Origin of the sequence: Streptomyces kunmingensis (assembly GCF_039533535.1) — a bacterium.
Lineage (GTDB): Bacteria > Actinomycetota > Actinomycetes > Streptomycetales > Streptomycetaceae > Streptomyces > Streptomyces kunmingensis.
This window is the reverse complement of sequence record NZ_BAAATS010000028.1, coordinates 135856-158787: the sequence shown is the minus strand read 5'-3', so window position 1 is coordinate 158787 and position 22932 is coordinate 135856. Positions and strand designations below refer to the sequence as shown.

The following is a 22932-nucleotide window of genomic DNA, read 5'->3' as shown; positions in this document are numbered from 1 at the left end:
ATCCATGACCACGCGTCCCGTGTCCGTCATGCCATGCCTTCGAGCTGCGTCGAGCCGATCTCTTTGCGGGAAGAGATCCCCAATTTCGTGAACACCTTGCGCAGATGCCATTCGACGGTGTGCGGGCTGAGGAACAGCCGGGCGGCGATCTCCGGGTTCGTGCAGCCTCCCTGGGCAAGCCGCGCGATCTCGACCTCCTTCGCGGTGAGGACCGCCGGCGTTGCCGCGGTGCGCTTGCGCACCTTCACCCCTGCGGCCTGCAACTCCTGTCGTGCGCGCTCCGCGAACGCCTCGGCCCCTGCGTCAGCGAGCATCTCGTGTGCCTCGCCCAGTCGGATGCGCGCCTCTGCCTGCCGCTGTTCCCCACGCAGCCACTCGCCGTGGCGAAGCCGTGCCCGGGCGCTGTCCATCCGGGCACCCGCCGCGTCGAGCTGCTCGATCGCTTCCCGGTGCAGGTCGTCGGCGGCCTGTCCCTCGCTCACCAGGGCACGCGTGGCGGCGGAGATGCCGAGCGCCCAGGGGGTTCCGCCGGCCCGGGCCATCGTCTCGATCGTCCGCACGGCCTCGGCCGCTTGCGCGGTCCGGCCCAACTGTACGGCCGCTTCGACGAGTTCGACCCGGGACTGGAGGGAGAGCCCGAGTTCCTGCGGGTTCTCGCAGCCGCGTTCGGCGGCGGCGTAGGCCTCCTCGTACCGGCCGAGGCCGTTGCCGAGGACCGCCGCCGCCCACTGGGTAGCCGTCGTCACCTTGCCCTCGCCTTGCAGAAGGCGGTCGTGCGTGAGGGCCTCGATCGCCTGCCGGGTGGTCGACTCCCGTCCCTTGAAGGGCTCCACGACGAGTTCTCCGTAGTGAGCGAAGAAGCTGCTTCCCGTGGCTTCACCGATCGCTTTGGCTTCCGCGGCCAGGGTGTCCGCGCCGCGGAGGTCGCCGGCGAACACCCGGCTCGACAGGCGCAGAAGGAGGGCCGAGGGCAGCACGGCGAGCGCGCCGTTGCCGCGCGCCAGATCGACAAGGCGCGCCGACAGCTCGGAGAAGGAGTCGAAGTCCCAGGTGTTGTGCGCCATGCGGCACACCAGCGGAAGCCACCCCAGGCCGTCCTCCCGCGACAACTCCTCCGTCCGGAACGCGGCCACGGCCTCCAGGAGTCGCGGCGCACCCACGGAATAGCCCTCGACGATCACCTGCGCGAGACCGGTCAGCAGGAGATCCTCACGGCTCGCGGTGCCGACGCGGCCCGGCACACTCAGCACCGCCTCGGCGACATCGCGCACCCCGCCCCTGGCCAGCCGGCCCGCGGTCAGCGCCGCGTAGATCGCGTCCCGGTAGGTCTGACCGGCGAGGGCGGAGTCGTACGGCTGGAGCCGCTCGGCCGCTTCGAGCAGCAGCGGCAGTCCGGCGCCGGCGCTCTTGGTCGCGGACATGAGCTGTCCTCGGAGCAGGGTGGCCCGTCCGGCCCCGACCTCGTCGAGGTGGCTCAGCTCCGCCGCGTCGACCAGTTCCCGCGCCACGTCGAAGGCGCCCGCCTGGTACTTGGCCCGCGCCGCCGCCAGTGCTCTGGTGCCGCGGTGTACGGGATCGGGGGTCAGTTCGGTGGCCCGGTGCAGGAAGGCCGCCGCCGCCGCGATTCCGCCGCGCGCGTGGGCCCGGCCTGCCGATCCCTCCAGTTCGGCGGCGACTGTCTCGTCCGGTTCCGTCGTCGCGCTCGCCAGGTGCCATACGCGGCGTTCGGGATCGAGGCCCGCGTCGAGCGAGTCGGCCAGGGCCCTGTGCACGCGCCTGCGTTCCTCGAAGCCGGCGGCGCGATGCGCCGCGGAGCGGACGAGCGGGTGGCGAAAGCGCACCCATGTGCCGAGCGTCATCAGGCCCGACGCCTCGGCGTGCGTCACGGCGGCGTCCACGGAGATTCCCAGGCGCTCGGCAGCGTGCCGCAGCAGGGCCACGTCACCGATCGGCTCGACGGCGGCGATGAGCAGCAGCTGTTGTGCCTCCGGCGGCAGTGACCGGATCCGGCGGAGGAAGCCCGCCTCGATCTGACTGGACAGGGTCCGGGTCTCGGGGCCGGCCGGTCCGCCGGCCAGGTCGACGGCGGTCAGGCCCCGCGGCAGTTCGAGCAGGGCCAGTGGATTGCCGCGTGTCTCGGCGACGATACGGTCCCGAAGGCGCTGGTCGATCGGGCCGGTGACGACCGAGTCGAGGAGTCTGCGCGCTTCGCTCTCCTTCAGTCCCCGGACGGGGAGTTCGGGCAGGTCGGCGAGGATCTCGCGGGAGCCGGACTCGCGGACGGCCAGGACGAGCAGGACCGATTCGGCGAACAGTCTTCGAGCGACGAATCCCAGGGTCTGGGCCGAGACCCGGTCGAGCCACTGTGCGTCGTCGACCAGGCAGAGCAGCGGTTCGTCGCCGACGGCCGCCGCGAGCAGACTCAAGGTGGCCAGGCCGACCAGGAAACGGTCGGGCGCGTCACCGACCCGCATCCCGAACGCCGTTCGCAGCGCGTTCCGCTGCGGCTCGGGAAGATCATCGAGTTGGGGCAGCAGCGGTGCGCAGAGCTGATGCAGCCCGGCGTAGGACAGCTCCATCTCGGACTGCACGCCGGCCGCTCTGACGACGCGGCATCCGGTGGCCCGGTCGGCGAGGTGGTTCAGCAGTTCGGTCTTCCCGATCCCCGCCTCACCGCGTACCACCAGGACTCCGCTGCGCCCGGCCCTGGCCCGCGCGAGCAGGTCATCGAGAACCTGGCACTCGTCCCGCCGCCCGATGAGCCCGGTACGTGCTCCGTCCCTCACCATGGCAGCCTCCCCGCCGCCACGATACCCCGGCGTTCACTACTGGCCCGTCTGTGCGGGCTTCGGCAGTGGGAGGCCGTCCACGTAGAGATCGACACGCTCGTTGTAGAACGCGGTCAGCCCGGCGATGCGGTTCGTGTGGATGGTCGGGAAGTCGTACGCCCAGGCGATGTCCTCATGGGAGGCGGTGTCGCTGTCGAAGGACCAGTAGGCGCTCGTCGTCCCCTTGTAGGGGCATCGGGTCACCGTGTCCGAGTGCCGCAGCCTGGTCCGGTCGATGGTCGTACGGTCGAGGTAGTAGCGGGTCGGCAGACCGGTCTCGAACAGTTTCACACAGTGTGGGGCCTCCGCCAGCACCACACCGTCCAGCTCGACCCGGACGCTGCTGCTGGAACGCAGGGCGTCCACGCGGGAGTAGGGGCTGCGGGGGTGGACGAAGACCGGCTCGTCCTCCTCGAACCAGTCGTCCAGCGCCTCCCACTCGAAGCGCACCGTGTCGTGGAGAAGCCCGGGGGCGCCCTCTCCCCAGACCCAGGCCGCCCCCGCCCGGACTTCCGGTCCGACCCGCAGAGTGTGCCGGTGCGCGGGACCGGCACCGAGCTGCTCCATGTGTTTGTCGTCGACGAGCACGCCCTCCGCCAGGTCCTCGACGGGAATGCTGAACTGCGGGTATGCCTGCCATTCCCACACGTACAGCGCGCGGCGGGTGTCGAAGACGACCCGGCCGTCGATCAGTCCCCGGATGCGGCGGGGAACAGGCTCCACGTGCCCGATCGGGACGATGAGGCTGGGGTGCAGAACACTTTCAGCTGCCATGGTGATCACCTTGAGGAATAAGAGGTGGTGCCGAACCACATGTTGTTTTCACACAGTGTTCCACCCCTGTGTCATAGATCCGGCGGGCCCCCCGGCAGTTGGCCGGAACCGTTCCGGGGTTCCGAGGCCAGGAGCGACTCCAGGGAGGCAATGTCTCCCGTCCTGGCAGCCGCGAGGAAGACGTCCAGCAGCTGCCGGTGCTCCATCGCGTCCACCGTCTCGCGCTGCTCGGCCACGAGATGCTTGCGGGCCCGGCTCGCGATCTTGCGGACGTTGACGACGCTGAGGCGCAGCATGTCGGCGATGTCGACGTAGGCGTAGTCGAAGGCCTCGCGCAGGATGTACACGGCCCGCTCGGTGGGCGTCAGCTTCTCCAGGACGAGGAGAAGCGCGAGTTCCAGCTCCTCCGCCTGCTGCACGTCGGCCTCGGGATCACAGCCGGTGTCGACGGGTTCGGGCAGCCAGGGGCCGATGTACGTCTGCCGGCGGGACCGGGCGGACTGGGCCACGTTGATGGCCAGCCGGGTCGTGGCGCGCGACAGGAAGGCCACGGGGCTGATCACCACCGAGCGGTCCGTCCTCTGCCAGCGCAGCCACACGTCCTGGACCACGTCCTCGGCCTCGACCGCGCTCCCCAGCATGCGGTACGCGATGCCGAAGAGACGGGGCCGCAGCCCCTCGAAGACGGACACGGCCTCGTCCAGGGTGCCTCCCCCGGGGGACGGCCGGCTGGCTGTACGCGACTCGGACAGGTTCAGGGACACGGTTACCACGGCTCCGTTTCACACACGGCATCCGTCGATGCCACTGTGCACACGCTCTCGCCGCGACCCCCTCCGTGGCGCCCCGGGGAGTGCATGGTCCGCACCCTGGTGCCACCCCTGGGGACACCAGGGGGCACCCCGTAGCCGGCCGCACCGTGCCGGCCATCGTGCGCGGAAACCCTGGCGATTCGGCATGCCAAGGGTGGCCGGTGCCGCGTACGGGGACAACGGGCTTATCGGCCTTGTCCGTGCACGGTGCGGCCGTGCACGGTGCGGCCGTGCACGGACCCTGCCGGCTTCAGCTCACAGGTGTTTGCGGGACGTGACGCCGAGCTTGCCGAAGATGTTCCGCAGGTGCCATTCGACGGTACGGGGGCTGAGGACGAGCCTCGCTCCGATCTCCGTGTTGGTGAGCCCTTCACGTACCAGCCTGACGATCTGGAGCTCTTTCGCGGTCAGGTCACTTGCCGCGTCGTCGGAGTTCGTCGTGACCGTCTCCCCGAGGGCCCTCAGTTCGCGTGCGGCGCGCTGCGCGAAGCCCTGCATGTCCATGGTGTCGAACAGGCCGTGGGCGGTGCGCAGTTGGTTCCGGGCCTCGTGGTGGCGGCCGTTCCCGCTCAGCCACTCGCCGTAGACGAGGTGGGCGCGGGCGGACTCCCCGCGCAGGCGGGTGCGGCCGAGCGCGTCGAGCGCCTGCCGATAGAGGCGTTCGGCCCGCGCGCCCTCGCTGAGCAGCGCACGCGAACGGGCTTCGATGCCCGACGCCCAGTCGGTGCCGCTCGCCCGGGTCAGCTCGCCGAGACGCTCCAGCGCGTCGGCCGCTTGCCCGGGCGCCCCGGAGCGGCCGGTGGCCTCGATGTACTCGACCAGGGCCCACACCGGAATGCCCATCTCCAACCGGCTGTATTCGCGGGTGGCCAGGTCGGCCGCCCGCGCCGCCTCCTCGTACCGCCCGAGACCGTTGTAGAGCAGCGCCCTCGCCCACCGGCTGACCACCGGGCCCACGCCCTCACCGCGCAGTTCCAGTCCTTCGTCGGCCCGTTCGCTCAGTTCCAGGCACTCCGCCTCCTGCCCGCGCCACGCGGAGACGAAGAGCGCGCCGTAGATCGGGGCGGCCGTGCCGACGGCCTCCGCGACGGTCTGCACCTCCTCCGCGAGTGCGGCGGCCTCGGCGAGTTCGCCGTCCAGGACGTGCACGACGCACCGCATCGTCAGCGCGAACGGCAGGGCCGTCGCCTGTCCCGCGTCCCGGGCGAGCTTGAGGTGCCGGGCGCCCAGCAGGGACATCGTCTCGTGGTCCCACAGTCCCACGGCGGTCACACAGATCAGCCACAGCCAGCGCAGCCCCTCCTCGGGGGAGAGACCCGGCTCGGCGAAGGCGCGCAGGGCGCGTCGCAGACCTGGAACCGCGGCCGTGTGACCGTCGATGATGCGTTCCGCGAGGCCGTCGAGCAGCAGGTCCGACGGTCGGGGCGGCTGCGGGGCGGGGATCGCGCGGGCCGCCCTGGCCGCTTCGTACTGCCCGTCGTCGTACGCCTGGGGGCCGGCGAAGATCGCCGCGTTGACGACCTCCAGGTAGGTGTCCCGGGCGAGTGCGGCGTCGTACGCGGCGAGCCTGCCGCCGGCCTTGAGCAGGAGACCGGGGGCCTCACTGCCGCGGTCGGACGTGAAGGCGATCCGGGCGCGCGCCAGGTCCACCTCGCCGCGCCGCCGTTCGTCGAGGGAACCGGTCTCCACGAGGGACAGCAGCCGCAGCGCCAGCTCCGGGTTGCCCGCCTCGTGGGTCACGCGTGCGGCGGCCAGCGCCCGGTCCTGACGGCGCACGAGGTCGGGGGTCAGCTCCACCGCACGGGCCAGGAGCGCGGCTGTCGCGGCGACCCCGCCTCGCGCCTGCGCCCGCCCGGCCGAGCGTACGAGCTCCGCCGCCACGGATTCGTCCGGTCCTGCCGCGCCGTGTGCCGCGTGCCAGGCCCGGCGGTCGGGATCGGTGGCGGGATCCGTCACGTCCGCCAACGCCCGGTGCGTGCTGCGCCGTTCCTCGGCCGAGGCCGCCCAGTAGACGGCCGAGCGGACCATCGGGTGGAAGAACCGCACCCGGTCGCCGACCTTGACCAGACCTGCCGCCACCGCTTCCTTCGCGGCGTCGGTGCCGACGCCGAGGCGGTCCGCCGCGCGCCACAGCAGCGCCGGGTCGCCGGTGGGCTCGACGGCCGCGGTCAGCAGGAACTCCCGGGCGCGGTCCGGAAGTCCGCCGACCTTGCGCACGTAGGCCCGCTCGATACGGTCCTCGAGGGGCTGGACGCTGGGCAGACCGAAGCCGCCCGAGCGGTCGACCGACGCCGCCATCTTCGGGAGTTCGCGCAGGGCGAGCGGATTGCCCCGCGACTGGGCGATGAAGCGCCTGATCACCCGCTCGTCCCACAGGCCCGGCAGCACGAAGCGCAACAGGGCCCGGGCGTCACGCTCGGGCAGCCCCTTGATCAACAGCTCGGGCAGGCCCATGGGTTCGGTCCCGACCGGCGGCTCCTCCTCCGGCACCCGGACCGCGAAGACGAGGGCCAACGACTCGGCAACCAGCCGCCGCGCGGCGAACGCCAGAGCCTGCATCGAGGCACGGTCCATCCATTGCGCGTCGTCCACGACGCAGAGCAGGGGCTGGTCCCGGGCGACCTCGGACAGCAGACCGAGAACGCCGAGAGAGACCAGGAAGCCGTTGGGGGCGTGCGCCGAGCCCAGGCCCAGAGCGCCGCGGACGGCATCGTGCTGCCCGGGCGGCAGTTGGCCGAGCCGGTCCGTCATCGGTGCGCACAGCTGATGCAGCCCGGCGTACGGAAGCTCCATCTCCGACTGAACGCTCGTGACGCGGGCCACACGGAAGTCGCGTGCCTGCGCCGTCACGTACTCGAGCAGTCTGGTCTTGCCCACCCCCGGCTCACCGCGGAGCACCAGTACCCGGCTCTCTCCGCCGCGTACCGCGTCGAGCAGTGCGTCCAGCTTCTCGCATTCCTGGTCTCGCCCCAGCAGCGGTTCCTGAGTCATGAGCCGGCCGGCCCTCCCCCTCGGTCCGCACAGGCCGCTACCCCACGGTCCCGCGGACGCTCGCTCCCGCGTGAACCCGCCCGCCGTCGAAGGCCGCCGCGTTCACGCACGGCACCAGATGGTGTCGTGGTGCACACGCTGCCGCCCCGCCCCCAGGCAGGGCGCCCGGGGAACCCCCGGTCCACCCCCGGGTGTCCCGGGGCCCGCCCGGCAGGTTCGGAATACCGGACGTCAGATGCCGGCCAGCGCGGCGCGCAGCTTGTTCCGCGACTTGACGTCGAGCTTGGTGAACACCTTGCTCAGGTGCCATTCCACGGTGCGAGGACTGATGAACAGCTCGGCGCCGATCTCGGAGTTCGTCATTCCGTCGGCGGCGAGGCGGGCGACCTGCCCTTCCTGGGCCGTCAGGGCTTCGCGCAGCTCGTGCACGTCCACCGTGCGGACCCGTACCGTCTCGCCGGTGGCCAGAAGCTCGCGGCGGGCGCGCTCGGCGTAGGCGATCGCTCCGAAACCGCGCAGCATCTCGTGGGCGGTGCGCAGGTGTTCGCGTGCGTCGAAGCGCCGGTTCTCGCGGCGCAGCCACTCGCCGTACAGGAGGTGGGCGCGAGCGAGCTGGACGACGACCCGGCTGTGTTCGAGCCGCTCGATGGCCTCGCGGTACAGCCGGTCGGCCGCCGGGCCGTCGCTGAGCAGCGCTTGTGACCGGGCCAGCACGCCGAGGGCCCAGTCCGTACCGCTCGCGCCGGCTCGTTCCTCCAGCCTGCGCAGTGCTCCCGCCGCCACCTCGGGGACACCGCTGCGAGCGGCCGCCTCGACGAGTTCGGCGAGCGCGAACCCGACGTTCGACGCGTCCTCGTACTCCACCGCCTGTTCACCGTGGGTCAGCGCGTCCTGGTACTGGCCGAAACCGTTGTAGAAGACCGTGAGCAAGTAGTGTCCGAGGCCGATCGCCCGCCCCTCGCCCCACGAAGCCGCTTCCAGGATGCCGCTCTTGATCACGGCCTCCGCTCGCGGGCTGCCGCTCCAGGCCATGAGCAGCATCGCGGGGTACGACATCGGCGAGTGGCCGGTCACCTCAATGATGGAGTCTGCCTCGTCGATGAGCGTCGAGGCGAGGCCGAAGTCGCCGGCGTGCACGTACATGGCTGCGCGGTAACCGAGCGCCAGGGGAAGGAAGTTGAGGGCTCCGACGTCCCGGGCCGTACGGACCGCGTGCGTGCTCAGCTCGTACCATGCCTCGTCGTCCCACAACTCGCCGGCGGCCAGCCACGTCAGCCACAGCCGGCGCATGGCGTCGTCGCCGTTGCCCCCGGCAGTTCTCCGGAAAGCTTCCAGAGCAGGCTTCAACAGCGGCGCCCCCGCGACGCAGCCGTCGGCGAACCAGGTCACCAGGCCGTCGAGGAGAAGATCCGTGGGCCGCGGGGGCACGGCTCCGGGCGGGGCCGTGCGGGCGGCCTCGGCGACCTCCCCCACATCGGCGTGTTCGGGCAGGCGTCCGGCGAAGACCGCCGATCCGATGGCGTCGAGGTAGGCCTCGCGTGCCTGTGCCTCGTCGACCCTCTCCAGCCGGCCGGCCGCGTCGAGCAGCAGAAGCAAAGCCTCACCGCCGCGTCTGCGCGCGAAGACGACCTGGGCACGGAGCCAGGCCTGGCGTGCGTGCTGCACCTCGTCCAGCGGATTCAGCTGCGCGGCGGCGAGAAGTTCGAGCGCCGCGTCGGGAGAGCCCGACTCGAACGCGGCCTGCGCGGCGGCGGTGGCCCGCCTCGCGCGTATCGCGGAGTCGGGTGTCAGCTCGGTCGCGCGTCTCAGGAACGCGGCCGCCGCCGCGATCCCGCCGCGGGCCTGGGCCCGGCCCGCCGAGCGCTCCAGCTCGCCGGCCAGTCCCTCGTCCGGGTCGACCGCCGCGTGGGCACGGTGCCAGGCCCGGCGGTCGGAGTCGAAGACGGAATCGGTCGCCTCGGCCAGCGCACGGTGCACGTCCCGGCGCACCGTCGGGTCGGCCGCGCGGTAGGCAGCCGAGCGCACCAGCGGATGCCGGAACCGCACCCGCGTACCGAACTCGATCAGTCCCGCCGCCTCCACCGCGCCCGCCGCGTCGGCGTCGATGTCGAGCCGCTCGGCCACCCGCCTCAGCAGGGGCACGTCCCCCACCGGCTCCGCGGCCGCCGCGAGCAACAGCCGCTGCGCCGCCACCGGAAGCGATCCGATGCGCCGCAGGTAGCTCTCCTCGATCTGGCTCGCCAGGGGGCGCGCGTCCGGCCGCCCGAACCCGCCGGCCAGCTCCGCCGCGCTCAGCCCCCGCGTCAGTTCGAGCAGCGCCAGTGGGTTGCCCCGGGTCTCGGCGACGATCCGGTCCCGGATCCGTTCGTCGAGGCGTCCCGGGACCACGGACTCCAGGAGGGCCCGCGCATCGTCGTCGTGCAGCCCCCGGACCGCGATCTCGCGCAGCCCTGCGAACTGATCACCGGCGGCCGCGGACGCCGACGTACGCACGGCGAACACCAACGCCACCCGCTCCGCCAGCAGTCGGCGAGCGACGAAGGCCAGGGTCTGGGCGGAGACCTGGTCGAGCCACTGGGCGTCGTCCACCACGCAGACCAGCGGCTGTTCCTCCGCGGCTTCCGCCAGCAGGCTGAGCACCGCCAGGCCGACGAGGAAACGGTCCGGGGCGCTGCCCGCGCGCAGTCCGAAAGCGACGGACAGGGCATCGCGCTGGGGCCCGGGGATGCGGTCGAGCCTGCCCATCAGGGGCGTACACAGCTGGTGCAGCCCGGCGAACGCCAGCTCCATCTCGGACTCGACGCCGACAGCGCGCAGGATCTGACATCCCGTCGCACTTCGCACCAGATACTCCACCAGGGCCGACTTGCCGACCCCGGCCTCGCCGCGCAGCACGAGTACCTGGCCCTGGCCCGCGCGGGCGCCGGCCGTGACCTCGTCCAGCGCTACGCACTCGCCACGCCGGCCGCGGAGTCCACGCCCAGGAGAGCTGCTCGCCATCCGCCACCACCACGCAGTTCAGGGTCCGGACCCTGAACAGCTCGGGTCCTCCCCATCATGCATCAGTATGCGTGGACCGAACAAACATCAGTCGAGAGCCCTTTACCGGTGGTACGCGGCCTCTCAACTGCCCTGACCGGCAGGTGTACGCCAGTGCGTCTCGATGGCCGCGGCGACTTCGGCGGGCTTCTGCAGCAGCGGCCAGTGGTTGCAGTCGAGCCGCACGATGCCGGAGGCGCGCAGGGAGACGGCGAGCTTCTCACCGAACTCGATCCGACAGGCGGGATCGCGCACTCCCCAGAACACGAGACACGGTGCGGTCACCCGCGCCAGCTCCGGTTCCCACTGCGCGCCCATGGTCACGGCGGAGCGGTAGAGCCTCAGGACGCTGTCCTTCATGGGCGCGTCCACCCGGCCGACCATGTCCCCGGCGAGGTCGACGGGGACATCGAAACCGGCCGCCACGTCCTTGGTGAACGCCTCTGGTTCCAGCTCGTCCATGAAGCGGTCGCCGGCTACGGGGTCCTGCCAGATCTTCGCGAGGGGGTGCCACACGTACCCGGCGTTCACCGGCCCGTTGCCACCGGCCCAGGTGCGGACCAGGTCGGGCCGCAAGGAGGCGACCCGCGCCGTGAGGATGCAGCCCCAGTCGTGGCCGACCAGATCGACGGGCTCGCCGACGCGCTCCAGCCGGTCGATGAGCCAGTCGACGTACTCCTCCTTCGTCGACGTGAAGCCTTCCGGCCGGGGGGCGCCGAACCCCGGCAGGTCCCAGGCCTCCACGTCGGTCCGGGTCAGGTGGCGGCGCACACCGTCCCACACATGGTGGGTGTCGGGGACGCCATGGATCAGGATGGCAGGCATGAGTCGGGGTCCTAGCGTGGGGAGAAGTGTGCCGACGACCATACCGTGGGAAATGATGTCCAGAAACAGTGTGTTCGGTCTCGGGCTGACGCAGGTGTCACAACCGGCCCCGCTGTCCGGTCATCCCTGTCGCCCCTGTCTCGAGGAACAGCCAACGCAACGAAGGACGGTGAGCCATGTCGTATCCGGAGCAGGTGTACCGGGGAGACGAAGGCGAGGTCAGCGCGCGTTTCCGGCCGGAGAGCACCCCGCCCGACCTGGGCGAGCGGGGCAAGGACGCCATCCACTACCTGGCGACCACGGCCACCACGCAGGGCGAGTTCGGGCTCTACCGCGTAGAGATGAAGGCCAGAGCGGGCGGGCCCAGGACCCACTTCCACAAGACGATCTCGGAGTCCTTCTACATCCTCGACGGGACGGTCCGCCTCTACGACGGCGCGCGGTGGGTCGACGCACACAAGGGCGACTTCCTGCATGTGCCGCAGGGCGGCCTGCACGCCTTCCGCAACGATTCCGACGCCCCGGCCGACATGCTGCTCCTCTTCACTCCGGGCGCCCCGCGCGAGGAGTACTTCGAGCAGGTGTCGCAGCTGGCGGACGCCACGGACGAGGAACGCGCGAAGTTCTTCGACAAGCACGACTCCTACTTCGTGGAGTGATCTCCGCACGTCCCGGCCGGTCCGGTGCCACCGTCGGACGGTGGCACCGGTCCGGTCGTCGTTCGTGCGCCGCTCTCCCTCAGCACTTTGGAAGGATCCGCTCATGCCGTACGACCCCGCCACCGTTCTGGACGCCGGACTCTCGGAGGGGGTGGACCCCGACGCATTCGTCCGGGCCGCCGTGCACTGGCACTTCGACCCGGAGACCGGTTCCCGTTTCTGGCTCGACCGGGCCCCGCGGCTCGGTTTCGATCCCCGGCAGGACATCAAGGGGGTGGCGGACCTGGCGCTGTTCCCCGACCTCACGCACGAGCTGCGGGACATACCCGCCGCCGATCTCGTCCCCCGGGGCTACGGGACACGGGCCGGGCTCCTGAACGTCTTCGACAGCGGCGGCACGACCGGAGCGCCCAAGCGCGTCGTCCAGCTCGCCGACTGGGAACGGCACAGCACGCACCACGTGGCACACGGTCTGCGGGCCCACGGTCTGCCCACCGCCACCCCGTGGCTCTCCGTCGCACCCACCGGCCCCCACCTCGTCGGCGACGTGCTGAACCGGGCGGCGTCCTCGCTCGGCGGACCGGCCCTCGGCATCGACATGGATCCCCGCTGGGTCAGAAAACTCGCCGCTGCGGGCAGGACGGACGAGGTGGTGGCCTATACGGACCATCTCGTCGACCAGTGCCGACGCGTCCTGCTCAGCCAGGACATCGGCGTGCTCGCGGCCACCACCGCACTGCTCGAACGCCTCGCCCGCGAGGACGACCTCCTCGACGCCATCAACAGCAAGGTCCGGGCGATCGTCTGGGGCGGTACGCACATGGATCCCGACACCCGGTTCCTGCTGAGCACCGAGGTGTTCCCGGGCGTACCGCTCGTCGGCATGTACGGCAACACCATGATGCTCACCGGCCTCATCGAGCGCGTCGGTCAGAGTGCCTCGCAGCCCTGCGTCTTCGACCCGGTCTCCCCTTCCGTCTTCCTCTCCGTCGTGGACCCCGCCTCCCGCGAACCCGTGGCGCTCGGCGCGCGCGGCCAGGTCGTCGTCAGCCACGTCAGCAAGTCCATGCTGATCCCCAACAACGCGGAGCGGGACACCGCCGTGCGCGTCGCCCCGGCCGCCGGACAGGTCGGCGACGCCGTCGCCGACGTGGCGCCGATGCCCACCGTGGCCGGTACGACGGTGATCGAGGGCGTGTACTGATGACCCCTCAGAAGACGGACCGAGTAGTGCATCTGGACGCGCTCGGTCCCCGCGGCCCCTACCGCACCCTGGCGCCGGAACCCGTACCGGACGTCTGCGGCACCGAGGTGGCCCGGCTCAGCCTCGTGCCGCCGGTCTACGTCACCCGGGCGATCGCCGCGCTGCGCCGCGCGCAGCCGCTCTCAGCCGCCGACCTGGACGCTCAACTCGCCGCTGCCGCCGAGGCGTTCGCCTCCGGCTCGGTCGACGGCCTGGAGGTGGAGGCGTACGAGCGGCTGGTCAGCCGTACGTCCGGGACTCCCCTGCGCGTGGTGCGCACCGCCACCCGGGACACCGCACGGTTCGTCGCGTCGGCCCGCGCCTCGGCCCATCAGGGCCGGCCGCGGGGCGCCGCTTCCGGGCTGCGGGACGACGCCCTGCGCTCGGGCCACGCGGTGTGGGCGCGGCGCGGTGAGGTGTTCGCCGTCAACGCCTCCGGCAACCACCCCGGCGTGCACCGGCTGTGGCTGGAGGCGCTGGCCCTCGGCTACCGCGTCGCGGTCCGCCCCTCGCGACGCGAGCCGTTCACGCCGCACCGGCTGGTCGGCGCACTGCGTCGGGCCGGGGTGGGCGAGGACCGGGTGATGCTGCTGCCCACCGACCACCGGGCCGCCGACACGCTCGTGCACGGCGCGGACCGGGCCGTCGTGTACGGCGGCGACGACGTCGTCGCCCGGTACGCCCACGACCCCCGAGTGCTGCCCCAGGGCCCGGGCCGCTCGAAGATCCTCGTCACGGCGGACACGGACTGGCGCGCCCACCTCGACACGATCGTCGGTTCCGTCGCCGACGAGGGCGGCACGGCGTGCGTCAACGCCACTGCGGTCCTCGTCGAAGGAGATCCGGCGCCGCTCGCCGAGGCGCTCGCACAACGCCTGGGCGCGCTGCCTTCCCTGCCGCCGCAGGACGAACGGGCCGTGCTGCCCGTGAGTCCGCTGGAGCGGGCCCGCGCCCTCAGCGCCCACCTGACACAGTGGGCGGCGGGGTCACGGGCCTGGCTCGGCGGAAACGGCATCGTCCACGACCTGGGCGACGGCAGCGCGGTGCTGCGCCCGGCCGTACATCAGGCAGACCGGGCCGACGCCGTGCAACTGCGCACCGAACTCCCCTTCCCTTGTGTGTGGGTGGCGCCCTGGAGCCGGGCGGACGGCATCGGCCCGCTGCGCGACTCGCTGGTCCTGTCGGCGCTGACGCGCGACGAGGTCCTGCTGGACACGCTGCTGGCGGAGCCCACCATCGCCAACCTCTACGTCGGCGATCACCCGACCCACTGGATGGCACCCGGGGTACCTCATGACAGCTATCTGTCGGACTTCCTGATGCGCAGCAAGGCGGTGGTCGGCGCGCGGTGACCCGAAGCCGGCGATCATGCTGGTCGATGCGGACCTGCGATGCGGGTCAGTGCGGCATGATCAGCATGATCGCCGTGCCCAGGGCCATCGACCCGTCCCAGAAGTGGCGGTAGGGCCGCGGGAGGCCGCCCACGGGGTGCGCCGCGGTCCACAGCGCGGGTATGGAGCGGGTCAGCGAGCGCAGTGCGCATCCGAGCAGGCACAGGGCCAGCGCGGCCGTGACCGGGGAGCCCGTCCGGGACTCCGTCATGGCCGTTGGTGCGTGGTGCAGGGTGTGCGGGGTCCGCAGCATCCAGACCATCGCCGCCATGCCGAGCGCGGAGGGCAGCCGCCGTACGAGGGCTGCCGGGCGGGACTCCCGCGGGCGGCGCGTGGGCGTGCAGGTGAACCACAGAGCGGCGACGGTGAAGAAGACCGCCTGCGCGTTCCGCGCCGGCGTCGGTCCCCACGGCATCGCCGCCATGGCCAGGGCCATGGCGGCGTGCAGGAGATGGTCGACGCGGACGCGCCATGCGTGGCCGTCCGCCGCGAGCGCGTGGCGCACCGCGTAGAGGGCCGCGCCCCCGAACAGTGCGGTCAGCAGGGCGTGCACGACGTTGAGGGAACTCATCGCGCCGCACGCTCTCCTGTACGGGGGCCCGGTACCGGCGGACTCACTCGGTGGGGCGCGGGGCGCGGAGGTGGGCGCGCTCTTCGAGCTCCTCCTTGGAGACGAGTTCGAGCATGGGCCTGCCGGGGGCGCACATCATGGTGACCACGAACCGGGTCCGCGCGTCGTCCAGCGCGTTGCCGTCCTGGTAGTGGATCGAGTCACCGCCCGGCTCCCAGAACGTGCCTCCGGCTTCCACCACCCGCTCGGGTTCGCCCTCCAGCTCGAAGCGGACCGCGCCCTCGAGCACGTACCCGAAGGCGGGCCCGGAGTGGCGGTGCGGCGGGGTGCCCGGGTCGCCCGGCGCCCACTCGACCTGAATGGTCATCGCCGAGGCGCCCTCGGGGATCACCAGGGGCCCGGCGTCCTGAAGCACCTGCGCCGCGGTCATCCAGCTCTCCGTCGCCGCCGGGTCGCCGGCTGCGTGCATGTGTCCTGCGTGGTTGTCCGACACTGTTGTGCACCTTTCGTAAGTGGCCGCGTGGAGAGGCGGTTCCTCTTCACTGCCCTCTCGGCAGAATTGACCGGACAGTGTGTGGATCTGTGACACGTACGCGGCCGGGCCGGAGTGTGGGGATGGGCCGTCGGCGCCCGGGATGTCTCGCACCGGGCGCCGACGGGGTCTCAGCCCTCGTGCAGGGCCGCGCGCAGAGTGCGGACGGCCTGCTGCACCGCGGCGTCGGTGGCCCGGGTGTTCCGCACGGGGTTGAGCATCATGAAGTCGTGCAGGGTCCCGTTGTAGCGGATGCTGGTCGTCGGGACGTCGGCCTGGGTCAGCTTGCGGGCGTACGCCTCGCCCTCGTCACGCAGGACGTCGTTGTCGTCGACGAGCACGAGCGCGGGCGGCAGACCCCGGAGGTCCTCCAGCGTGGCGCGCAGCGGCGACGCGGTGATCTCCGCGCGCTGATCCGGGTCGGTCGTGTAGCAGTCCCAGAACCAGGCCATCGCCTTCGCGGTGAGGTAGGGGCCGTGCGCGAACTCCCGGTAGCTCGCGGTGTCCTGGCCCGCGTCCGTGACGGGGTAGTAGAGCGACTGGTGGACGAAGGTGACGTCGCCGCGCCGCTTGGCCATGAGGGTGAGCGCGGCGGTCATGTTGCCGCCCACGGAGTCGCCGGCCACCGCCAGACGCGAGGCGTCGAGCCCTTCCTGGGCCCCCTTCTCCGTGATCCACCGCGCGGTCGCGTACGCCTGCTCGACCGCGACCGGATACACGGCCTCCGGGGACCTGTCGTACTCGACGAACACCACGGCGGCCCGTGCGCCGACGGCGAGTTCGCGCACGAGGCGGTCATGGGTTCCGGCGTTGCCGATGACCCAGCCGCCGCCGTGGACGTAGAGCACGACCGGCAGGACGTCGTCGGTGTCGAGCGGCTTGACGATGCGGACCCGGACGTCACCGACCTCGGCGGGCACGGTGATCCACTTGTCCCACACGTCGGGCATGTCGACGGGGGCTGCCTGAAGGTCGTCGAGGACCTTACGGGCGCCCTCCGGGCCGAGTTCGTAGAGGAAGGGCGGAGTGGCCGTCGCGTCGGCGATCTCCTGCGCGGCGGATTCAAGAATGGGTCGGCTCATGACCTTGCTCCCTGTACCAACTGATTCGGGGGACGTTTCACTGCCAGGACAGTTGAGCCCTTGAAGGTGTGACATGAGGACCCGGACAGTGTGTTTCAGTGTTGCGGTGGCGACGGAGACGCTCAGGCAGCCGCCGGTCGCTCCGTCTCTCCGTGAGCGCGGGCTGCGTCGTCGCACGGCACGGCGTTCCGCATCCGTGGTTCCGCCCCAGATCCCCTCCACGGAAGCGGCGTTCATCGCCCACTCCAGGCACTGCCGCGCCACGGGACAACTGCCGCACACGGCCTTCGCCTCGTCGATCTGTACGAGTGTCGCGAAGCTGCTGTTGCTGCCGATGGGAAAGAAGAGTTCAGGGTCCATGTCTCGACACTGGGCCAGTTCACGCCAGTTCATGAGCTTCCTCCTGCGCGGAATGGTGGGCGGGCCTGCACGGCGCAATGCGGGTGAGACCGGATGACCGGCCGTTGTGTGACACAACGGTCCGCCGCAGCGTCACTTCGCGTTCGGCGACCTCGCCGGCGCGGGCGCTTGACGTGTAGAACTGTGCAACACTGTTGCACACTATGTGCCCACCGCACCCAACAAGACACACTGTGTCGGCTTGGCGTGCGGTCCTGACGGCTCGTTCAGACCGTCCTCTGCGCCGTCCTGCCGGGGCGCCGCCCCGCGTTCGGTGACATGCCGCCGTCTTCAACGCACCTCGCCGCATTCCCACTCCCCCGAAAGGGACCGTCATGCGCAATCTGTCACGTCTGGGAGCGATCAGCGCCACGCTCGCCGCTCTCACCCTCCCGGCCACCGCGGCTCAGGCGACACCGGGCGGCTCGGGTGTCACCGCGAAGATCATCGCCCGAACCACCGTCGGCACAACGGACTACATACTGCGTGAGATCACCATTCCCCCCGGCCAGGGAACCGGATGGCACTACCACGACGGCACCCTGTACGGCTTCGTCAAGCAGGGAACCCTGAGCCACTTCGACGCGAGCTGCGCTTCGGACGGTGTGTACGCGAAGGGGAGCTCCCTCACGGAGCCGGCGGGCGCCGACCACGTACACATCGGCGTGAACCGTGGCAGCACCGACATCGTTCTGGACGTCCTCTACGTTCTGCCGCACGGTGCCCCGTTCGCGCAGGACGCCCCCGACCCGGGCTGCGACTTCGAGTAGCGGCGGCACGCCCGCGGCGCCGCCGGAATCGCATCGATCCGGCGGCGCCGCGATACCCGGCCGAGACGTCAGTACTGGTTCTCCGCGGTCGCCCGGAGCAACGCCTCGGCGTCCCACTGATCGGACGCAGCGAGGTAGCGGAGCAGGTCCGGGTCCGCGCCCTCCGCGGCAAGCGCCCGGACCGTGTGCCGGACGGCCTCCTCGACCAGAGGGACCCCGCGGCGCAGCACTTCGTGAGCCACAGAGGTGAGGTGCACGTCGACGCTGCGCCGGTCATGGGTCGCGGTGGTGGTCGTGATGAGGCCGCGGCCCTGCAACCGCGCCATCAGTCGGCTCGTGGCCGACTGGCTCAGCCCGATCTCCGCGGCAAGGTCCTGCAGATAGAGCCAGCCCGCCTCGACGGACGCGCCCTGGCGCAGCACCGTCAAGGCCTCGAACTCGCGAAGGCTCAGCCCCAGGTCCGCATGGAGCCCTCGCTCCACCGAACCCTCGATCCGCCGGTGGAGGCGGTTCAGCGCTCTCCACCGTGTCATCAGGCCCGAGTTCTCCCCCGCCCCTACCCCGGCCCTTCTCACTCCCGCACTTCTCACGCTGCTCTCTTCACTCCTGCCCTCTTCGCTTCTGTGGCGTCGACGGATTTCTCACCGCGGCGCGGGTTCCCATGGGACACGAAAGCCTCGCGTGGCTGCTGGACAGAGGCCAGGGAGACGATGTCCCTGCCGTACAGCACGGCAGTGGCCCAGACGGCCAGCACCCGGACCTTGCGCTCCCACGTCGGCACGGCGAGCACGTGGTAGCCCCGGTGCATCAGCCAGGCGGGAAAGCCCTTGATGACCAGCCGGCGGTACTGGAAGATCCCGCGCCCCAGGCCCAGTGTCGCCACCACTCCCAGGCTATGGTGCACATAATCCCTGGTGTCCCGCCCCCGCAGCGTGGCCAGGATGTTCTTCGCCAGCCGCTTCCCCTGCCGCACCGCGTGCTGCGCGTTCGGAACCGTGTGCGCACCGGGCCGGTGCACCGCGAGGTCGGGCACCGACGCGTCGTCGCCGGCCGCCCACACGTTCTCCACCGGTGCGGTCTCCGTACCGACACGCAGGTCGGCCCGCACGGTCAGCAGACCGCGTTCGTCGACGGGCAGGTCCGTGTGATTGCGCACGACGGGATTCGATGCGTTGCCCGCGCTCCACACGAGCAGCCCCGTCTCGAACTCTTCCCCGCTCGACAGGACGACGTGGCCGTGCTCCGCGGAGACGAGCTGGGTGTTCAGGTGGACCCGGGCTCCGCGCTTCTCGAGCGTGCGGACCACCCACTCGCCGGGCCGGTCGCCGACCTCGGGCAGTATCCGGCCGCGCGCCTCGATCAGGTGGAACTGGAGCTCGTCCGCGCCGAGTTCGGGGTAACGGCCGACGAGCGCGGTCGCCAGCGAGAGCAGTTCGCCGAACCCCTCCACGCCGGAGAAGCCGCCGCCGACGAAGGTGACGGTGAGGAGTTTGCGGCGCTCGGGACCGTGCGGCAGCGCTGCCGCACGGTCGAACGAGGTCAGCAGCCGGTCGCGGATGGCGACGGCCTCCTCCACATGCTTGAGTCCGAACGCCTCCTCGCCGACCCCGGGGATGGGAAGGGTGCGGGTGACAGCCCCGGCCGTCACCACGAGGATGTCGTAGGTGAGCTGGTGGTCGGGGCCGTCGGCCGGACGGACGGTGACGGTGTGTTCGGCGTTCCGGATGTCCGTCACCGTTCCGGCTATCAGCCGCGTGCGATGAAGATGACGCCGCAGTGACACCGCCGCGTGCCGCGCCTCGATCGACCCGGCCACGACTTCGGGCAGGAACGGCTGGTACGTCATGTACGGCCGCGGATCGACGACGGTGACCCGCGCCTCCCCGCGACGCAGCTTCTTCTCCAGGCCCCACGCGGTGTAGAAGCCCGCGTAGCCTCCGCCCACGATCAGGATCTCACGCACGGTGTCCTCTGTTCTTTCGGCTTCACCCCCTCAAGACCGCGTGGCCGCGACAGTTGTGACACCGGGTGGCGCGTCAGCGCCCTGTCGTCCGGTTCAGCGGGACTGATCGGTGGGCCGGATCAGAATCTCGTTGACCGCGACGTGCTCGGGCTGGGTGACCGCGTACACGACCGCGGCGGCGATGTCCTCGGGCTGGAGCGTGCGCATCGACTCGGCCATGCTCCTGGCCGCGGCCTGGATGGCCGGGTCCGTGATGTGGCCGGCGAGTTCGGTGGCGACGAATCCGGGCTCGATGACGACAACGCGTACACCGAGTTCGGTGACCTCCTGGCGCAGCGCCTCCGAGAAGGCGTTGACGCCGAACTTCGTGGCCGCGTACACGGCGCTGGTGGCCGACGCCGTCCGCCCCGCGGTCGAGGAGACCTGCACCACCGCGCCCTTGGACGCGAGGAGATGAGGCAGCGCCGCGTGCGCCATGTACATCGAACCGAGCAGGTTGGTGTCGACCATCCGTGCCCACTCGGTGGTGTCCGCTCCGAGGACCGGGCTGCTGAGCATGACGCCCGCGTTGTTCACGAGGATGTCGAGGGTTCCGAAGTGCTCGACGGTGGTGGCGACCGCGTCGGTCACCGACCGGTGGTCGGTGACGTCCAGTTCGAGCGGCAGCATCTCACCGGGGGCGTCCTCCGTCAGGGCTTCGAGCCGGTCGGCACGCCGGGCACCGACGGCAACGCGTGCTCCCGCCTTCGACAGGGCGAGCGCCGTGGCCCGGCCGATGCCCGACGACGCTCCGGTGACGAGGACGACTCTTCCTTCAAGGGTGGTGCTCACGTCTTCTTCCCTCCCGGGGAGTTCATGGTGTGCGACGCCGGCCGACGGCCTTGCCTACGCAGGGCAGGGCCGACCGGCAGAAGCAAAGATGACCGCTGGGTCACCTTGACCGTACCACCTAAAATGACCGCTGGGTCATGTAGTGATACGGTGCACACAGCAACAAGGAGGCAGGAATGGCGGCAACGACAGGCACCACGGGCCCGAGGGCGGACATGGTGCGCAACCGACGCCTCCTGCTCGACGCCGCGACCGAGGCATTCGCGGAGCAGGGCCTCGACGCATCGATGGGTGACATTGCGCAGCGCGCGGGGCTCGCCAAGGGCACGGTGTTCCGCCACTTCCCCACCAAGGAAGACCTGCTGTCGGCGATCATGCTCCGGCTCCTCGACCGGCTCGCCGGATCAGCCGGACGACTCCTCGATGCCGATGACGCGGCCGCGGCACTGCGGGAGTTCATGGCCGACGGCGTCGAGACGCTCGCCGCCGACCGCGCCTTCTGCGAGGTGATCGGACGCCCGTCGCTCCAGCAGTCCGAGGTGCGGGACGCGATCGCCGACCTCTGCGTCGCGGTCGAGGCGCTCACGGCTCGGGCCCGCGACCAGCGGGTCATCCGCGACGACGTCACAGGAACCGACATCGTGCTGCTGCTGGGCGGCATCCATCAGACGGCGGCCCCGCTTCTCGACACGCAGCCACAAGCCTGGCGTCGCTACCTCGAACTGGCCCTGGACGGACTCCGCACCACCCACCCGAGCCGGCTGCCGGAGGCACCGCCCGGCCGCCCGGAGATCTCGACCCGCTGAACGAGCGCCCGGCGCGTCATGACGAGGTGGCTCTCCCCCTCCCCCGAACCCCACGTCAGCTTTGAACTCGGAGCGCCCCCGAACGAAAAGGGGCCGCGCGGCAACTTGGCCGCGTTCCGCAGTAGTTGGAACGAAAGTCCGGGGCATGCGGAAGTGACACGTACGTAGGAGAGGGGGAGCCGTGTCTGATCTGACGATCTCGTTCACTGTGGCAGCGCGCGGAGAGGGCCTTGACGAGCCGTCCGACTGGGCGTTGTTCGTGGGGATCTTCGCGCTCTATCTGGCGATCGGCTTCGGACTGGAGTACCGGGCGAAGCGGCGGCGCGGAGCGGCGCAGCCGGCCAGAGCGGCGGCAAGAGGCCTGTTCGCGGAGCGCAATGGCATCGCACCGAAGCAGCACTTCGCCAGCCGGATGGTGATGCTGGTCGGCGCTCTGGCCGCGGGCGCGACCGCCTATGTCACCCGAGGCGCCCCGACGGCCGTGCAGATAGTGACGGTGGGCGTCGTCGCGGTCCTGGGGATCTTCGCATGGGCGTACTTCGACCATCGCACGGAACCTCGTGACGAGTCGTGAGCGGGCACGAGGCCGCCTGCTCCAGGAGCGGGCCCGGGCCGCTCACAACTGGGTGACCCCTCCGTCCACCACCAGTTCGGCGCCCGTGGTGTAAGTGGCGTCGAAAGCCAGGAACGCCACCGCCCGGGCGATCTCTTCCGTACTCCCGAAACGCCGCATGGGGTTCTCCGCGGCCCGTTCCGCCTTGAACCGATCGGCAGCCTCTTTGGTCATCGTGCTCTCCAGGATTCCCGTGTCGACGGGGCCGGGGCTGATCGCGTTGACGCGTACTCCCTGGGGAAGCAGTTCGCGGGAGAGGCTGCGGGCCATCGAGCGCAGCGCTGCCTTGCCGGCCGCGTAGACACTGGTCTCCAGCATGCCCATGACGTTCGCGGCGGACGTGGTGAGGACGACGCCGGCGCCCGTGTTCAGCAGCGGGGCGAGCTTCTGCACGGTGAAGTAGGCGCCCTTGACGTTGATCGCGAACGATTCGTCGTACATCTCCTCCGTCATCGACGCGAACGGCATGGTGCTGGTGATGCCGGCGTTGACGAACAGGGCGTCCACCGTGCCGAGTTCGTCCCGTACGCGGGCCGCCAGGGCGTCCAGGTCGGGCAGGGAGGCCACGTCGCTGCGGGCGGCCAGCGCGTTCTTGCCGAGGTACTCCGTCGCGGCATCGAGGGCGGTCCGGGAACGGCCGGTGATCACGACGCGGGCTCCGGCGTCCACCAGCAGCTTCGCCGTCGCGAGACCGATGCCGCTGCTGCCGCCCGTGATCACTACGTTCTTGCCGCTGTAGGTGTCGTTCATTTTCGGCTGACCCTCAGTTCTCATTCGCTGGCGCGATTTCTCATTAGTTGGTG

18 protein-coding genes and 2 pseudogenes are annotated in these 22932 nt (G+C 71.0%); 6 read left to right on the top strand and 14 right to left on the bottom strand.

From position 1 onward, the window contains the following. Nucleotides 1-26 precede the first annotated feature (26 nt). The 6 genes and pseudogenes from ABD366_RS31580 to ABD366_RS31555 all read right to left on the bottom strand — a co-directional run bounded on the left by ABD366_RS31580 (nt 27) and on the right by ABD366_RS31555 (nt 11269). Nucleotides 27-2789: a helix-turn-helix transcriptional regulator gene (locus ABD366_RS31580; RefSeq protein ID WP_324768117.1), complete on the bottom strand. Its 2763-nt coding sequence runs from the start codon at nt 2787-2789 to the stop codon at nt 27-29. A gap of 36 nt (nt 2790-2825) precedes the next feature. After that, entirely contained in the window at nt 2826-3602 is a 777-nt protein-coding gene (locus ABD366_RS31575; protein WP_324768115.1) for a DUF427 domain-containing protein, read from the bottom strand. Nucleotides 3603-3730: 128 nt separating this feature from the next. Next, nucleotides 3731-4354, bottom strand: a pseudogene (locus tag ABD366_RS31570) (sigma-70 family RNA polymerase sigma factor); the annotation flags it as partial. Between the two features lie 315 nt (nt 4355-4669). Further along, nucleotides 4670-7405, bottom strand: a complete 2736-nt coding sequence (locus ABD366_RS31565) for an AAA family ATPase (RefSeq protein ID WP_324768114.1) — start codon at nt 7403-7405, stop codon at nt 4670-4672. A 231-nt stretch (nt 7406-7636) separates the two neighbouring features. Next, entirely contained in the window at nt 7637-10405 is a 2769-nt protein-coding gene (locus ABD366_RS31560) for a helix-turn-helix transcriptional regulator (protein ID WP_324768113.1), read from the bottom strand. 123 nt (nt 10406-10528) lie between these two features. Beyond that, nucleotides 10529-11269 carry an alpha/beta fold hydrolase gene (locus ABD366_RS31555; protein ID WP_324768112.1) on the bottom strand — a complete coding sequence of 247 codons (741 nt, stop codon included), beginning with the start codon at nt 11267-11269 and terminating at the stop codon, nt 10529-10531. 176 nt (nt 11270-11445) lie between these two features. Between ABD366_RS31555 and ABD366_RS31550 the strand changes: the two genes are divergently transcribed. The 3 genes from ABD366_RS31550 to ABD366_RS31540 all read left to right on the top strand — a co-directional run bounded on the left by ABD366_RS31550 (nt 11446) and on the right by ABD366_RS31540 (nt 14523). Further along, a complete protein-coding gene (locus tag ABD366_RS31550) occupies nt 11446-11928 on the top strand; it encodes a cupin domain-containing protein (RefSeq protein WP_324768111.1) in 483 nt (160 codons plus the stop codon). A 103-nt stretch (nt 11929-12031) separates the two neighbouring features. Next, a complete protein-coding gene (locus ABD366_RS31545; RefSeq protein ID WP_324768110.1) occupies nt 12032-13132 on the top strand; it encodes an acyl-CoA synthetase family protein in 1101 nt (366 codons plus the stop codon). After that, the gene (locus tag ABD366_RS31540) at nt 13132-14523 is read left to right on the top strand and encodes an aldehyde dehydrogenase family protein (protein ID WP_324768109.1); all 1392 of its coding nucleotides are present in this window, start codon (nt 13132-13134) and stop codon (nt 14521-14523) included. Before ABD366_RS31545 ends, ABD366_RS31540 begins: the two co-directional genes overlap by 1 nt. Before the next feature lie 46 nt (nt 14524-14569). On the opposite strand, the gene ABD366_RS31535 is transcribed toward ABD366_RS31540, so the two are convergent. The 4 genes and pseudogenes from ABD366_RS31535 to ABD366_RS43575 form a co-directional block, all read right to left on the bottom strand. Then, nucleotides 14570-15133 carry a DUF5134 domain-containing protein gene (locus ABD366_RS31535; protein ID WP_324768108.1) on the bottom strand — a complete coding sequence of 188 codons (564 nt, stop codon included), beginning with the start codon at nt 15131-15133 and terminating at the stop codon, nt 14570-14572. A gap of 43 nt (nt 15134-15176) precedes the next feature. Then, nucleotides 15177-15602: a cupin domain-containing protein gene (locus tag ABD366_RS31530; protein ID WP_324768106.1), complete on the bottom strand. Its 426-nt coding sequence runs from the start codon at nt 15600-15602 to the stop codon at nt 15177-15179. Between the two features lie 194 nt (nt 15603-15796). Next, nucleotides 15797-16747: an alpha/beta hydrolase gene (locus ABD366_RS31525; RefSeq protein WP_324768105.1), complete on the bottom strand. Its 951-nt coding sequence runs from the start codon at nt 16745-16747 to the stop codon at nt 15797-15799. Between the two features lie 189 nt (nt 16748-16936). After that, a pseudogene (locus tag ABD366_RS43575) lies at nt 16937-17140 on the bottom strand (WhiB family transcriptional regulator); the annotation flags it as partial. A gap of 341 nt (nt 17141-17481) precedes the next feature. Here ABD366_RS43575 and ABD366_RS31520 point away from each other — a divergent pair. Continuing rightward, entirely contained in the window at nt 17482-17916 is a 435-nt protein-coding gene (locus ABD366_RS31520; protein ID WP_324768104.1) for a cupin domain-containing protein, read from the top strand. Between the two features lie 68 nt (nt 17917-17984). On the opposite strand, the gene ABD366_RS31515 is transcribed toward ABD366_RS31520, so the two are convergent. From ABD366_RS31515 to ABD366_RS31505, 3 genes are all read right to left on the bottom strand, one after another. After that, on the bottom strand, nt 17985-18449 hold the full coding sequence (locus ABD366_RS31515; protein ID WP_324768103.1) for a MarR family winged helix-turn-helix transcriptional regulator: 465 nt from the start codon (nt 18447-18449) through the stop codon (nt 17985-17987). 53 nt (nt 18450-18502) lie between these two features. Further along, nucleotides 18503-19879: an NAD(P)/FAD-dependent oxidoreductase gene (locus tag ABD366_RS31510; RefSeq protein ID WP_324768101.1), complete on the bottom strand. Its 1377-nt coding sequence runs from the start codon at nt 19877-19879 to the stop codon at nt 18503-18505. Between the two features lie 93 nt (nt 19880-19972). Then, the gene (locus ABD366_RS31505) at nt 19973-20710 is read right to left on the bottom strand and encodes an SDR family NAD(P)-dependent oxidoreductase (RefSeq protein WP_324768100.1); all 738 of its coding nucleotides are present in this window, start codon (nt 20708-20710) and stop codon (nt 19973-19975) included. 176 nt (nt 20711-20886) lie between these two features. Between ABD366_RS31505 and ABD366_RS31500 the strand changes: the two genes are divergently transcribed. Together ABD366_RS31500 and ABD366_RS31495 are read left to right on the top strand one after the other, a co-directional pair. Next, complete coding sequence (locus ABD366_RS31500) at nt 20887-21516, top strand: TetR/AcrR family transcriptional regulator (RefSeq protein WP_324768099.1); 630 nt, start codon at nt 20887-20889, stop codon at nt 21514-21516. A gap of 181 nt (nt 21517-21697) precedes the next feature. Next, entirely contained in the window at nt 21698-22090 is a 393-nt protein-coding gene (locus tag ABD366_RS31495) for a hypothetical protein (protein ID WP_324768097.1), read from the top strand. A 42-nt stretch (nt 22091-22132) separates the two neighbouring features. Here ABD366_RS31495 and ABD366_RS31490 read toward each other — a convergent pair whose 3' ends face one another. After that, nucleotides 22133-22879 (bottom strand): SDR family oxidoreductase, encoded by a 747-nt coding sequence (locus ABD366_RS31490; RefSeq protein ID WP_324768096.1) that lies wholly within the window; start codon nt 22877-22879, stop codon nt 22133-22135. Nucleotides 22880-22932: the final 53 nt, after the last annotated feature.